The 13,677-nt window shown below is 72.4% G+C and carries 13 protein-coding genes; 4 read left to right on the top strand and 9 right to left on the bottom strand.

From position 1 onward, the window contains the following. Positions 1-17: 17 nt before the first annotated feature. The 4 genes from mshC to ACFVST_RS28305 all read right to left on the bottom strand — a co-directional run bounded on the left by mshC (position 18) and on the right by ACFVST_RS28305 (position 3,528). Positions 18-1,247, bottom strand: coding sequence for a cysteine--1-D-myo-inosityl 2-amino-2-deoxy-alpha-D-glucopyranoside ligase (mshC, locus tag ACFVST_RS28320; protein ID WP_390156448.1), 1,230 nt, complete (start codon positions 1,245-1,247; stop codon positions 18-20). Between the two features lie 71 nt (positions 1,248-1,318). Further along, positions 1,319-2,155 carry an SCO1664 family protein gene (locus tag ACFVST_RS28315; RefSeq protein WP_390156447.1) on the bottom strand — a complete coding sequence of 279 codons (837 nt, stop codon included), beginning with the start codon at positions 2,153-2,155 and terminating at the stop codon, positions 1,319-1,321. Further along, positions 2,119-2,709, bottom strand: a complete 591-nt coding sequence (locus tag ACFVST_RS28310) for a DUF3090 domain-containing protein (protein WP_390156446.1) — start codon at positions 2,707-2,709, stop codon at positions 2,119-2,121. Before ACFVST_RS28310 ends, ACFVST_RS28315 begins: the two co-directional genes overlap by 37 nt. A 117-nt stretch (positions 2,710-2,826) precedes the next feature. Further along, on the bottom strand, positions 2,827-3,528 hold the full coding sequence (locus tag ACFVST_RS28305) for a histidine phosphatase family protein (RefSeq protein WP_390156445.1): 702 nt from the start codon (positions 3,526-3,528) through the stop codon (positions 2,827-2,829). A gap of 159 nt (positions 3,529-3,687) precedes the next feature. Here ACFVST_RS28305 and ACFVST_RS28300 point away from each other — a divergent pair, with 159 nt between their 5' ends. After that, positions 3,688-4,686, top strand: a complete 999-nt coding sequence (locus tag ACFVST_RS28300) for a magnesium and cobalt transport protein CorA (protein WP_390156444.1) — start codon at positions 3,688-3,690, stop codon at positions 4,684-4,686. Positions 4,687-4,789: 103 nt separating this feature from the next. Here ACFVST_RS28300 and ACFVST_RS28295 read toward each other — a convergent pair whose 3' ends face one another. Both ACFVST_RS28295 and ACFVST_RS28290 read right to left on the bottom strand, forming a co-directional pair. Beyond that, complete coding sequence (locus ACFVST_RS28295; protein ID WP_390156443.1) at positions 4,790-5,578, bottom strand: ferritin-like domain-containing protein; 789 nt, start codon at positions 5,576-5,578, stop codon at positions 4,790-4,792. Positions 5,579-6,156: 578 nt separating this feature from the next. Continuing rightward, entirely contained in the window at positions 6,157-7,221 is a 1,065-nt protein-coding gene (locus ACFVST_RS28290; RefSeq protein WP_390156442.1) for an LLM class F420-dependent oxidoreductase, read from the bottom strand. A gap of 230 nt (positions 7,222-7,451) precedes the next feature. Here ACFVST_RS28290 and ACFVST_RS28285 point away from each other — a divergent pair, with 230 nt between their 5' ends. Together ACFVST_RS28285 and ACFVST_RS28280 are read left to right on the top strand one after the other, a co-directional pair. Beyond that, positions 7,452-8,438 (top strand): aldo/keto reductase, encoded by a 987-nt coding sequence (locus ACFVST_RS28285; protein WP_390156441.1) that lies wholly within the window; start codon positions 7,452-7,454, stop codon positions 8,436-8,438. Further along, positions 8,435-10,813 (top strand): helix-hairpin-helix domain-containing protein, encoded by a 2,379-nt coding sequence (locus ACFVST_RS28280; protein WP_390156440.1) that lies wholly within the window; start codon positions 8,435-8,437, stop codon positions 10,811-10,813. The genes ACFVST_RS28285 and ACFVST_RS28280 overlap by 4 nt, the downstream gene beginning before the upstream one ends. A gap of 215 nt (positions 10,814-11,028) precedes the next feature. On the opposite strand, the gene ACFVST_RS28275 is transcribed toward ACFVST_RS28280, so the two are convergent. Next, positions 11,029-11,805: a hypothetical protein gene (locus ACFVST_RS28275; RefSeq protein ID WP_390156439.1), complete on the bottom strand. Its 777-nt coding sequence runs from the start codon at positions 11,803-11,805 to the stop codon at positions 11,029-11,031. 47 nt (positions 11,806-11,852) lie between these two features. On the opposite strand from ACFVST_RS28275, the gene ACFVST_RS28270 reads away from it, so the two are divergent. Next, the gene (locus tag ACFVST_RS28270) at positions 11,853-12,041 is read left to right on the top strand and encodes a DUF5703 family protein (RefSeq protein ID WP_390156438.1); all 189 of its coding nucleotides are present in this window, start codon (positions 11,853-11,855) and stop codon (positions 12,039-12,041) included. A 222-nt stretch (positions 12,042-12,263) separates the two neighbouring features. Here the strand turns inward: ACFVST_RS28270 and ACFVST_RS28265 are convergent, their stop codons facing one another. Both ACFVST_RS28265 and ACFVST_RS28260 read right to left on the bottom strand, forming a co-directional pair. Beyond that, entirely contained in the window at positions 12,264-13,115 is an 852-nt protein-coding gene (locus ACFVST_RS28265; RefSeq protein WP_390156437.1) for a chaplin family protein, read from the bottom strand. A gap of 155 nt (positions 13,116-13,270) precedes the next feature. Beyond that, entirely contained in the window at positions 13,271-13,504 is a 234-nt protein-coding gene (locus ACFVST_RS28260) for a chaplin (RefSeq protein WP_390156436.1), read from the bottom strand. Positions 13,505-13,677: the final 173 nt, after the last annotated feature.

The following is a 13,677-nucleotide window of genomic DNA, read 5'->3' as shown; positions in this document are numbered from 1 at the left end:
GGGAACTGCGCGTTTGGTCAGAGTGCGACGCCCAGCAGTGCGTCCACCGCTCGGGAGACGACGCCCGGGGCGCCGATGTCGGTGCCGCCATCCCGGTCCTGGGTGGCGACCCAGCGGTCCACGGCGGCCAGTGCGGCCGGTGCGTCGAGGTCCTCGGCGAGCGCCTCCCGGATCTCCTCGACCAGTGCCTCCGCGGGCGGCCCGTCCGGCCGGGAGACCGCGGCCCGCCAGCGCCCGAGCCGGGCGACGGCCTCCGCGAGCACCTCGTCGGTCCACTCCCAGTCGCTGCGGTAGTGGTGGGCGAGGAGGGCGAGGCGGACGGCGGCCGGGTCGACCCCGTCGCGCCGCAGTCGGGAGACGAAGACCAGATTGCCCTTGGACTTGGACATCTTCTCGCCGTCCAGCGCGACCATCCCGGCGTGCACATAGGCCTTGGCCATGGGGAAATCGCCGGTGAGGACCTGGGCGTGCGAGGCGCCCATCTCATGGTGCGGGAAGGCGAGATCGGAGCCGCCGCCCTGGACGTCGAAGCCCATACCGAGGTGGTCCAGGGCGATGGCGACACACTCGATGTGCCAGCCGGGCCGCCCCTCACCGAGGGAGCCGCCGTCCCAACTGGGCTCGCCCGCACGGGCCTTCATCCACAGCATCGGGTCGAGGGGGTTCTTCTTGCCGGGGCGGTCCGGGTCGCCGCCGCGCTCGGCGGAGAGCAGCCTCATGGCGGCCGCGTCGAGCCCGGAGACCTCGCCGAAGTGCGGGTCGGACTCGACGGAGAAGTAGATGTCGCCGTCGAGTTCATAGGCGGCACCGGCGTCCCGCAGCCGCTCGACGAGGGGCACGATGCCCGGTATCGCCTCGACGGCGCCGATGTAGTGGCGGGGCGGAAGCATCCGCAGGGCGGTCATGTCCTCGCGGAAGAGGGCGGTTTCACGTTCGGCGAGGCCGGTCCAGTCGACCCCGTCGCGCACCGCCCGCTCCAGCAGCGGATCATCGACATCGGTGACGTTCTGGACGTAGTGAACCTGCCGCTTGGTGTCGAGCCACACGCGCTGCACGAGGTCGAACGCGTTGTAGGTCGCCGCATGACCGATGTGGGTCGCGTCGTACGGGGTGATGCCGCAGACGTAGATGCGGGCGACGGGACCGGGGTCCAGGGTGACCGGGCCGCCGGTCGCGGTGTCGTGGATCCTGAGGTCGCGGCCCTTGCCGGGCAGGGCGGGGACCTCGGAAGCGGGCCAGGCATACATGCCCCGAGCGTAACCGGAGGCACCGTCCACACACGACCCCGCCCGCCTCGCCCCGGCACCGACCGGACCGGCTAGACGGGCGGCCAGGGGATGGCGGGCCAGTCGCCGCCCGGTTCCGGATGGCGGCCCGCGGCCAGCAGCGCCTCAACCCGCCGCCCGGTGGCCGCGACCTCGGCGCCGGTGAGCAGTTCCCCCAACCGGGCGGCGAGCGGCCCGCCCGCCAGGTCCTTGTGCAGCGCCGTCAGTACGCCGGTGAGTTCGCCGGTGAGGGGTTCACCGGCCCAACCCCAGAGCAGGGTGCGGAGCTTGTTCTCCGTGTGGAAGGTCACCCCGTGGTCGATGCCGTAGAGGCGGCCGCCGGGTGCGGGTAGCAGATGGCCGCCCTTGCGGTCGGCGTTGTTGATGACGGCGTCGAGGACGGCGAGGCGGCGCAGCCGGAGGTCGTCGGCATGCACCAGCAGTGCGGTGCGCCCCTCCCCCACCTCGGCGAAACCGACCGCCTTCCAGCCGGGTCCTGGCTCCTCCGTGTCGAGCAGCGCCAGCAGTTCCGGCGGCTGCTCGCCGTCGGTGCCGGACTCCGGCGGGTCGATCCAGAGCTGGCACATGCCCTCGCCGTACGGCCCGTCGCGCAGGACGGTGGGCGGTACCAGGTCCCAGCCTGTGGCGCGGGCCACCTCGTAGGCGGCGACCTCGCGGCGGGCCAGATCGCCGTCCGGGAAGTCCCACAACGGCCGCTCCCCGGCGACCGGTTTGTACACGCAGGAGACGGTCTCGCCGTCGAGCGCCGCCTCGCACAGCAGCACCACGTTGGACGCCTCGCGGATCCGGCCGCGTACGGTCAACTCGCCCCGGGTGAGCAGCTCGGTCGCGGTCACTCCCCGCGGCGGTATCCGTTCTGGCGCGGACATACATGTCCTTCCGGGTCGAGCGGCAGGCTGCACAGCGGGCACGGGGGGCGGCCGGCGTTGACGACGTCCAGGGCGCGTTTGGCGAAGGCACGGGCCTGGGAGCCATCGAGCCGGACGCGGAGCATCGGCGGGCCGTTCTCCTCGTCCTGGAGGAGCCGCTCCTCCGCCTCGGCGAGGTCCTCCTCGCTGTCGGCGTCCAGCTCGACCAGGGCCTGCGCCTCGACGATCATGCGCTGCTCATCGCCGTCCCAGGCCAGTGCCATGGTGCCGACGCGGAACTCCTCGTCCACGGGGGTGTCGAGGGGCGCGGTGTCGGAGACCTCGGTGGGGGCGACGGCGGGCACCGAGGCGCTGCCGCCGCTGCGGCGCACCACCTCGTCCAGCAGCTCGTCCATCCGCTCCGCGAGCGCGGCGACCTGCGTCTTCTCCAGGGCGACGCTGGTCACCCTGGTACCGGCGGACGCCTGGAGGAAGAAGGTGCGGCGCCCGGGCAGCCCGACCGTTCCGGCCACGAAGCGGTCCGGCGGGTCGTAGAGGAACACCTGACGGGACACGTCCTGTCTCCATGGGTCGTTGTCGGGGCGGGGCGATGACGCGGATCGTGCGGGAACCGACAGGGGGCTGCCGTCGGCTCGGTCACCGCGACCGCTTCACCCTACTGCGGTCAACGATCACGGTGTGCCCGCACCGCCTCCGACTGCTGCGTCACCGTCCGCCGCGGCCTCGTCCGCCGGGGTCTCACGGGGCAGGAACGCGGAGAGGTCACCGGTGTCCCCGAGCCGGACCAGGAAGGGACGCAGCCGTGTGTAGCGGATCGCGGTGACCGAGCAGGGCTCCACGGAGATGCGCTGGAACTGGTCGAGATGCAGTCCGAGGGCGTCGGCGACCAGCGCCTTGATGAGGTCGCCGTGGGAGCACATCAGATAGGTGGCGTCGGGGCCGTGCTCCTCGCCGACGCGGGCGTTCCAGGTGCGGACGGCCTCCCCGGCACGGGCCGCCATGGCGCGCATCGACTCACCGCCGGGGAAGGCGGCGGCGCTGGGGTGCTGCTGGACGATCTCCATCAGCGGCTCGTCCTTCAACTCGGCGAGCTTGCGCCCCGACCAGTCCCCGTAGTCGCACTCGTTGACGCCGTCCTCGGTGTGCAGTTCGAGGCCGGGACGGGCGGCGAGAAGCGGGGCGAGCGTCTCACGGCAGCGCTGGAGGGGGCTGGTGACGGCGAGGGCCAGTTCGATGCCGTCGAGCCGGGCGGGGAGCGCGGCGGCCTGGGCGGCGCCCCGCTCGTCGAGTCCGACGCCCGGGATGCGGCCGGCCAGCACTCCGGCGGTGTTGGCGGTGGAGCGGCCGTGCCGGACGAGTATCAACGTGGGCATGGGGCCACCATAGGCGACGTGCGCGGGCCCCCGGCCGGCCTCCCGTCACCCCGGGAACGGGGCCGTTTCCGGCCCGCCAGGACCGCCCCGCGCCGGGCTCTGCCGCGTTCGATCCCACCCAGGGGTGCGCTCTCGCGGGTCAGACGGGAGAATGCCGCCGTGATTGTGGACTGCGCCATCTACCGCGACGGCCGACGCAGCGAGGTCAGCACCGACTACGCGAAGGCCCTTGAAGAGGCACGCGCCCAGCCGGACGCCTTCGTCTGGATCGGCGTGCACGAACCCACGGGGCCCGAGTTCGACCGGGTCACCCGCGACTTCGGCCTGCACCCCCTCGCCGTCGAGGACGCCCTCAAGGCCCACCAGCGCCCCAAGCTGGAGGTCTACGACGACTGCCTCTTCATGGTCCTCAAGCCCGTCGTCTACGCCCATGACATCGACGAGGTGTCCTCGGGCGAGGTGATGCTCTTCGTCGGCGACTCCTTCGTGGTGACCGTGCGGCACGGCGTCGGCGCACCCCTCGGCGACGTCCGCCACCACCTGGAGGCCGGACCGGAGATGCTGCGGCACGGCCCGACCGCCGTCCTGTACGCGATCGCGGACGCCGTCGTGGACCACTATCTGGAGGTCGCCACCGAACTCGGCACGGATCTGGAGGAGTTGGAGGCCGAGGTCTTCTCCCCCGAGCTGGGCGGCTCCCGCGACATCGCGTCCAACATCTACCGTTTCAAGCGCCAGGTACTGGAGTTCCGCCGAGCCACCGGACCGCTCACGCTGCCGCTGTCACGGCTCTCCGGAGCGGGCTCGTTCGGCGCCGCGGTCCCCTTCATCGACGACAGCGCCCAGCCGTTCTTCCGTGACGTCAACGACCACCTGATACGGGTCAACGAGTCGGTGGACGCACTGGACCGGCTCGTCTCCGACATCCTCTCGGCGCACCTCGCGCAGATGAGCCTCCGGCAGAACGACGACATGCGGAAGATCTCGGCCTGGGCCGCCATGGCAGCCGTCCCCACCATGATCGCCGGGATCTACGGAATGAACTTCACCCACATGCCTGAGCTGCGCTGGGCCGCGGCCTATCCGGTGATCCTGCTGGTGATGCTGGGTCTGGTCTTCGGCCTGTACCGGGTTTTCAAACGACGCGGGTGGCTTTGAGGCGTTGGGCTTGGGCCGCCGGGTTCCGGCTTGAGTCGGGTTCGGCTTTCGAGTCGGGTTCGGCTTTTGAGTCGGTTCGGGTCGGCTCGGGTTCGGGGTGGGGTCAGGCGAATTCGGGGGCCGGGGTGGGCTCTCCGCCCAGTGCGTTACGCCGGCTCGGCACCGAGAGCGACACCATCCGCCGCCAGCCTCCGGCCCGCTCCACCAGGTACTGGCCGTGGATCCCCGCAGCCAGCAGCGCCGACTTCACCCGCGACCACCCCAGGATGCGGCCCATCCGCGCCATCACGGCCAGGCTCACATCCCGGTGCACCCGAATCTCGGCCAAGGCGCAGTTGCGCAGTTCCCGCTGGATCGCCCGGCCGTGCCCGGCCCGCGCCAACCGCAGCAACTCCTCGTGGCAGTAAGCGAGATGGTTCTCCTCGTCGTCCGCGATCATGCGTACCGCGCGCCCCATGTCCGGGTGGTGCGCGAAGTAGCGGAGCAGTAGCCGCATCTGCTCCGCGGCCCGCTGCTCGGTGACCCGGCTGTGCGCGAGATAGACGACCACGTCCGCCACCGTCAGCGCCTGCTCACCGCGCAGCCGGTCGTGGGCCAGGCCGATACCCCGCTGTTCCAGCAGCAGCGTGTAGTCGGTCGGATGGGGGACGTCGACGGGGCGCAGTCCGCGGCGCCTCAGCAGCGCCCGGAAGATCCGGCCGTGCTTGTCCTCGTCGCCGCCGTGCCGGGCCGCCTTCGGCGCGAGCGCTCGCTCGCTCTCCGGCAGCAGTGCCGCGATCCGGCCGTTCTCCCAGCCGCCCTGCGACTCCGCGCTGGCCGCGATCGAGCAGAACAGCCGGAACGACTCGTCGTGATCGAGGATCTCCTCGAACAGGCTCTTCGCCGACAGCATCCGCCACCTCCGTGCCTGGGGTCCGCTCTCCGCAGGAACCGAGTCAAATGCGACCACCCGCGAACGGCAACAGCAGCCGACTCCCACTGCGCCGAACGCGCGACAACCGACCATCCCGGGGTGGAGGCGGAGGCGGACGCGGGACACGGGGGGGGGGGGAGGCGGCAGGGTGGCTGGGGCCGGGCAGTGGCACACCCGGCTCAGTGGCTGGGCTGCCGCCGGATTCCCGGGCCCGGCGGCGTAACCGGAGCGGGACGGGCGCGTTGTTCCCTGTGACGGCCGTGGCGGGGAAGACCCCCGAGCCCCCACCACGGCCGCAGAAACGTCCCGCCTCGGGAGCCAGCGAGGCGAAACCCTCCACCCGGCCTGGGCACGCGCACCCGCGCGTCCGGGTCCGTGTACGTCGCATTGTGGTGCGCGGCGCGGCGGAGTTCGCGGCCAAGTGGGCTGCCGGGCAAGGGAGTTGGCCCACTTCCGCTCCCCTTCCCGTGAGCCGGTCGGCCTCCGGAGGTTCCGACGGCCCGGGCCGCCCCGACTCCCGCCCACGCTCCCACCCCGGGGGCGCCGCGTCGGCTCACTCAGGCCAGGCCCGCCCGCTCCAGCGCCTCCGCTCCCGCCCGCAGCGAGGCCACCCGTTCCTCCAGGGTGAATCCGGCGGGCGCCAGGGTGAGCGTGGTGACCCCGGCGTCCGCGTAGGCGCGCATCCCGTCGGCGATCCGGTCCACCGAGCCCAGCAGGGTGGTCTGGTCGATCAACTCGTGCGGCACCGCCGCGGCCGCGCCCTCCTTGTCGCCCGACAGGTACTTGTCCTGGATCTCGGCGGCCTCCTTCTCGTACCCCATCCGCTGCGCGAGCTGGTTGTAGAAGTTCTGCTTGCGGCTGCCCATGCCCCCCACATAGAGCGCCGTGTACGGCCGGAAGGTGTCAGCGAGGGTGCGCACGACCGCCTCGCCGCCCTCGGGTGCGAAGGCGAGCGGCACCGTGGGCACCACGTCGAAGCCCTCCATGGTCAGCCCGGCCTTCTCCCGCCCGGCCCGCAGATGCCGCAGCGCCGTCTCCTCCAGGTGCGCGGCGGACGGGAAGATCAGCAGCGCACCGTCGGCGATCTCACCGGTCTGCTCCAGATTCTTCGGGCCGATGGCCGCGATGTAGAGCGGGATGTGCTCGCGCTGCGGGTGCACCGTCAGCTTTATCGGCTTACCCGGGCCGCCGGGCAGCGGCAGCGTCCAGTGCTCTCCCTCGTAGGACAGTCGCTCACGGGCCATCGCGCGACGCACGATCTCCACATACTCGCGGGTGCGCGCCAGCGGCTTGTCGAACTTGACGCCGTACCAGCCCTCCGAGACCTGCGGGCCGGAGACGCCTAGGCCCAGGCGGAAGCGGCCGCCGGAGAGGGAGTCCAGGGTGGCCGCGGTCATGGCCGCCATCGCGGGCTGGCGGGCCGGGATTTGGAGGATGGCGGAACCCACGTCGATCCGCTCGGTCTGGGCGGCCACCCAGGACAGCACGGTGGGAGCGTCCGAGCCGTACGCCTCCGCGGCCCAGCAGACCGCGTAACCGAGCCGATCCGCCTCCTGGGCCACGGCGAGATTGTCCGCATCCATACCGGCACCCCAGTAGCCGAGGTTGATGCCGAGCTTCATGACCCACTCCCCTTACCGATCAGTAACGTCCTGCTCTGAAGCGACCCTAGCGCGACTGGACCGGTTCCGTCAGAGACGGCCTCGCACCTGTGGATAACTCCGGTGGGACCCGTGGTGACCTCATAGGATTTTTCGGCGGCGGAGCGCTGCGGACCGGTGCACCGAGCCCTGGCGCCGTAGTTGTCCACAGGCGGACACGGGCGGGGCCTACGGCCAGTAATGTCACGGCCATGGAGCAGAGGCATCTCGGCCGCACCGGCCTTCGCGTGTCCCGGATCGGGCTCGGCACCCTCACCTGGGGCCGTGACACCGGGGAGGCCGACGCCGCCGACCTGATGAAGGTGTTCTGGGAGGCGGGCGGCACCCTGGTGGACACCGCCGACGTCTATGGCGACGGCGAGTCCGAGTACCTGCTGGGCCGGCTCCTCGACGGCTTGGTCCCCCGCAGAGACCTGGTCATTGCCACCAAGGCGGGCCGGGTGCCCGACCCTGAGCGCAGATGCGACGGCTCCCGCGGCCATCTGCTCGACGCCCTGGACGACTCCCTGGCCCGCCTCGGCACCGACCACGTCGACCTGTGGCAGGTGCACGCCTTCGACCCGACGACGCCCCTGGAGGAGACCCTGGGCGCGCTGGACATCGCCGTCAGCAGCGGCCGCGCGCGGTACGCCGGGGTGGCGGGCTTCTGCGGCTGGCAGCTCGCCAAGGCCGCCACCTGGCAGCTAGCCCAGCCCACCGTGCGCACCCGGCTCGCCGCGACCCAGATGGAATACTCCCTGCTCCAGCGCGGGGTGGAGCGGGAGGTGCTGCACGCCGCACTCGACCTGGGCATCGGCCTGCTGCCGTCCTCTCCGCTGGGTCGCGGGGTGCTCACCGGCAAGTACCGGAAGGGTGCCGTCCCACCTGACTCCCGGGGCGCCTCCGAGCACCTCGCCCCCTTTGTGCAGCCCTATCTGGACGAGGCCGCGGGCCATATCGTCGAGGCCCTGGCCACCGCGGCGGACGGCCTCGCCGCCACGCCCCTCGAAGTGGCCCTCGCCTGGGTCCGCGACCGGCCCGGGGTGATCGCGCCCATCGTCGGCGCGCGCACTGCGCAGCAGCTCACGGCGGCATTGTCAGTGGAGAGCCTTACGCTGCCTGACGAGATCTGCCGGGCACTGGACGATGTGTCCGCCCCCGAGCACCGCTATCCCGATCACGACTGGAGCACGCTGTGAGCACGGAGCCGGAGTCCGCCCCCGCCACCGAGGCGACCACGGAAGCCGAGACGACAGCAGCGGAGACCCCGCACACGGAACCGGTGCCACCGGCGACCGACCCCGGCCGGGCCGAGGCGGACTCGATCGAGACCGAGGCAAGTTCGGAGGGCGAAAGTGCCTCGGCAGGCGACGAGGCCACCGCGGAGGCGGCGGCAGAGGCCGCGGTGGGTGGTGGCGCCGGGGACGGCTCGGTGGCCGACAGTGCCTCTGATGCCGGTGCCACCACGGACGACGGTGGTGCCGGGGAAGGTGGGGGCGCTGCGGGGGCGGCGCCGCAAGTGTCCGAGGCGGAGGCCGAGTTGGCCGCGCAGCGGGCGTTCCGGGCGCGGATCGAGGAGCGCAAGAAGGCTCGGCAGGACGCCGTCGACAGCGGGGGCAAGCTCAGCGGCAAGGCGGCCGACCTGCTGGCCGCTGTCCGTGCCGTGGAGGGCGGCGGCCGACCGGAGGCCTCCGTTTTCGACGAGCCGGAGCCCGAGCCCCGCAAGATCGCCCCCACTCCCCGCCCCACACCGCCAACCACCCCCGCCGCGGCCCCCGTTCCCTCGCCGGACGCGATCCGCGCCACCGCCGAGGTGCTCACCGAGGGCGGCGCACCCGCCACGCTCGCCACCGGTGCCGCGTCGGCCCTCGGCACGGGCGCCGCGGACGTACTCCGGGCTGATCCATGGCAGTTGCTGCGGGTTGCCGGGGTGCGGCCCGAGCAGGCGGACGGTTTCGCCCGCGCCCTGCTCGGGCCGGAATGCGGACCTGGTGACGACCGCAGGGGCCGGGCGCTCGCCGGCTGGCTGCTGGAGCAGGCCGCCCTCGCCGGGCACACCGCCCTGGAGGCTTCGGCCCTCGGCGCCGCCCTGGGCCGGTACGCCGTGCCGGAGCCGGAGGAGGCCGTACAAAGTGCGGTCGCCGAGGGCGAGTTGCTGGTCTTCCAGGACGCGGTGCCCGGCCGCGACGGCGGCCCGGTACCTACGCCCGTCCCGGCCCCGGAGGCATCCGCTCCGCCAGCGGACGGCGAGGGAGACGAAGCGGAGCCGCCCGCGCAGCCGGTGCAGATCCTGCTCGGTCTGGAGCAGTACGCACTGGCTGAGGAGAGCCTCGCCGACGGGCTGGCCAGACTGGTCAACTCCGCGCCCAAGGACGGGTCCACGGTGCCGGCCCGCTGGAATGCCGCCGCCGAGAGGGCCTCCGGTTCCACCGCCGAACTGCTGCGCGCCGTCGCCGGGCACCCGCTGGTCCTGCACACCGGAGGCGAGGCGGCGCGGGCCGAGCCCGCGGCGGTGGTGGCGGCCGCTGCCGAGCTGGGCCTGCGGGTCTGTGCCGCCACGCACACCGGGGACGGCCGCCGCCGCATCGCCGCCCAACTGCCCGGCACGGTGTCCGAGGGGACCGCGGTGACGGTGGCGGGACTGCTCTCCGGTACCGAGGGCCCGGGCCGGGACTCGGAAGGCGCCCTCGCCGTCGACCTGCTGGTGGTGCTGGACGCGCCCCAACTGGATGTGGAGACGGCGGCCGCGCTGGTCGAATCACTACCCGACGGCGCCCGGTTGCTCCTCAGCGGCGACCCCTCGGTGCTGTGGTCGGCGGGCCCCGGGCGGGTGTTCGCCGATCTGCTCGCGGCCCGGGTCTGCCCGGAGGTCGCCTCCCGGCTGCCCGATCCCGGGCCGGTCGGTGAGCTGGTGTCCGGTATCGGGATCGGCGAGCTGAACGAGGTGGCGGCGCCCGGCCGCGAGGTGGTGATCGTGCCGGTGCGGGATGCCGGCGAAGCGGTGCACCGTACGGTTCAGTTGGTCGCCGACTCGGTGCCGCGGGCTTTCGGAGTGCCGCCGGAGGAGACCGTGGTGATCACACCGGGGCATGGCGGTGCGGCCGGCACCCGGGTCCTGAACACCGCGCTGAAGGAGCGCCTCAATCCGGGGCCGGGCCGCTTCGGCGGCTTCGACCCGGGCGACCGCGTCGTGCACACCCCGTCGCCCGGCCGTGCGGTACCAGGGCGGGTGGTACGGGCGGACGCGGCGGGCCTGCATCTGGAGTGCGACGGGGAAGAAGTGGTGGTGGCGCAGGACCGGGTGGAGCAGTCGGTGCGGCACGGTTGGGCGGTCACCGCACACCAGGCGGTGGGCCGGCGTACCGCCGCCGCGGTGGTGGTCCTGCCCGGAGATGCGGCGAAGGCCCTCAACCGGGCCTGGGTCTATACGGCGTTCAGCCGCGGCGAGCGGCATCTGTCCGTGGTGCACGGAGCGGAGGGAGCACTGCCGCACGCCGTAGCGGAGCTCCCCGCCAAGCCCCGCACCACCCGCCTCCCCACCCTCCTCCGCACTCAACTCCCGACGCGGCCCTAGGAGTTGGCCGGGGCCGGATCACCTACCAGGTTCGGGGTCCGGCCTCCGGTGGAGTGGATGGGCGGGGCGGGGCAGCACACCGGCGAGATGTCCGGGACCACAGCCCCGCCCCACTCCGCCGGGAGGTCACCCCGCCACTCCAGGCCGCCCGCGCGAACGCAAGCCGCCCCAACTCCCGCCAACGGTCCGCCCGTTCGCCCCGAACCCGCGACCCGTCAGTACGCGGGGCCAGGCTGCCTGTGGGGTGCGGGGCCGCCGGAAGCCGAGAGGCGGTCCGCCCCGCCTTCCTCGTCTACCTCGTCCACCCCGTCTACCTCATCCACCACCTCATCCACCTCATCCTCATCGTCTCCCACCTCGACCTCGTCCTCGTCCTCATCGAAGACGGAGCTGATGTCGAAGCGGCAGACCACCAGATGCGGGTCGATGTCCTCGAAGGGGGTTTCCAGCCACTCGCCCGGTTCCGGCGGGTCCTCGGCGGCCGCGACCCAGAGGGTGGAGTCGCGTTCCTCCAGGCCGAACTCCTGGTGGCGGGAGGCGATTTCATCTGGTTCGTACTCGCCGAAGAGGATGCCGAGGGCGCCGTGCACGGTGTCGCTGCCCGAGTTGCCGAGGGCGGCGTCTGCGGCCGCGCCCTCCTCGTCCGCCGCCTCCACTCGCTCGGCCTGGGCGAGCAGCCGCTGAGGTTCGCTGACCGCGTAGTCGCGCCGGATGAACACGCTCAACGCCCCCGGCTCCTCCGGACCTCCGTACGGGGGCAGGGTGTCGTCGGAGTCGGGGATCTCGAAGGGGGTGACCTCGTTGTGGAGGTCGTAGAGCAGTTCGTCGTACTCCTCGGCTGCGGCGGCCAGGTTGTTGAACGCCTCGTAGACAGCCGGATCGTCCTCACCCGACCTGCGTTCGACGGCCGCCAGATGGCGGTCGAGCGCGGTCTTGACAGCCTCGGCGGCGGCGCGTACTTCGGCAGCGGTCGGCTGCGCAGCATCAGACATGAGGCAGACGCTATCCGTAACGGGCCGGTGGCCGCACAATAGATGCGATGCCGGAATACGAATTCGCCGACGTGTATGTTCCGCGCGGGGTCTCCCGCAAGGAGACGACACGTCTGCTCACAGACCACGCAGAGTACGGGCACTGGGAGTTGCACCGACTGAGGCTCTTTCCGGACGGCAGCCGCAGGGTGCGGTTGCGGCGCCGGATCATCCGCCAGCCGCGGGCGACCTGGTGACACGGGCCACCTGGTGATCAGAGCGGCGGCACCCGCCCCGTCCCGCCGGTTGTCCGCCGGTGCGGGAGGGGGCGGACCGCGGCCCGTGTGACAGTCCTTGCCGCGTCCCGGGGCGACGGATATCAACGGGCATACGAGGGTGAAGCGCACAAGAAGGGGTCCCGCGGATTCGCGGGGCCCCTTCTTGCCGGTGTGCGTCGGCGTGCTGCTGTTCTTCTCGGGTCAGGCGCGGGAGCGCCGGACGAGCACCGCTCCACCGAGGAGGGCCCCGGCGCCGAGGGCGAGTGCGGCGCCGACCGGCAGCGGACTGCCCGTCTCGGCGAGCTGCTCGCCGCCCTTCGGGGGCACGGCGATCTGGCCGCCGGGCTGGTTGGGCTGGTTCGGCTGGTGCCCGATCGGAGTGGCGGGCGCGCTCGGCTCGGTGGGCGTACCGGGCTGGGTCGGCTTACCGGGCTCCGTGGGCTTACCGGGCTCGGTCGGCTTGCCGGGCTTCGTCGGCGGGCACGGCTCGGTCGGCTTGGTGGGCGGCTCGGTCGGCTTGGTCGGGGGCTCGGTGGGCTTGGTCGGCGGCTCGCTCGGCCCGGTCGGGGGCTCGCTCGGCTCGGTGGGCGGCTTGGTGTGGCCGGGCGGCTTCGGGTGGTTGCCGCTATCGTTGCCGCAGCCGTTGCCGCCGGCCGGGTTGAGCGCGCCGATCACATCGACGGTGTTCCCGCAGACGTCCACCGGGATGTCGACGGGGACCTGGATGTTGTTGCCGGAGCCGACGCCCGGGGAGTCGCTGGTGCGGCCGTCAGCGGAGGAGCCGCCGGGGGACTTGTGGTGGCCGCTGCCCGAGGTGTTGGCGCAGTTGTTGCCGAAGGCCGGGTTGAGGGCGCCGACCACGTTGACGGTGTTGCCGCACAGGTTGACCGGGATGTGCACCGGGACCTGGATGCTGTTGCCGGAGAGCACGCCGGGCGAGCCGGAGGCGGCGCCGTGGGCACCGGAGTCGGCGTGCGCGTAGCCGCCGGTGACGGCAAGCACGCCGGTCGCGGCCGCCACGGTGATCAGGCCCTTGCGCATGACCTGTCGCATAGGTGGTTCCTGCCTTGTGTGTGCGAGGACGCACCGGCGTGGGCGCCGGTGCGGGGAAAGCCCCGGCCCCGGAGGTGCATGGCGTGCACTTCCGGGGCCAGGACGGGGGCCTCACGGGTGGCGTCCGCCGTTGACGGCGCCACTCGGGAGCCGTGTCAGCTGTTGACGCAGGCGTTGCCGAAGGCGGGGTTCAGCAGCCCGATCACGTCGACGGTGTTGCCGCAGACGTTCACCGGAATGTGGACGGGCACCTGCACGACGTTGCCGGAGCCGACGCCCGGGGAACCCACGGCGGCACCCTCGGCGCCCGCGTCGGCGGTGGCCATACCGGCGCCCGCCATGATGAGTCCACCGGTGACGGCCGCGGCAGCGACGACCTTCTTGAGCATGTTTCCTCCAGGTTGGCAAAGTCGTTAAGCGCGATCCGTCGGCGGACCGCACCACCTGTAACGAGGAGGAGCAATTCAAGCTACGACCTGACCGCAGCTTTCACTCGTCCCGGTCATTGCCGTACACCTGGCCTATTACGGGGGCGGAAAGCGCGGCGGGGCGGTGCCAGGAC

Origin of the sequence: Streptomyces sp. NPDC058045, from assembly GCF_042885635.1 — a bacterium.
Lineage (GTDB): Bacteria > Actinomycetota > Actinomycetes > Streptomycetales > Streptomycetaceae > Streptomyces.
The sequence above is the reverse complement of the archived record's forward strand: the minus strand, read 5'-3'. Positions and strand labels throughout refer to the sequence as shown.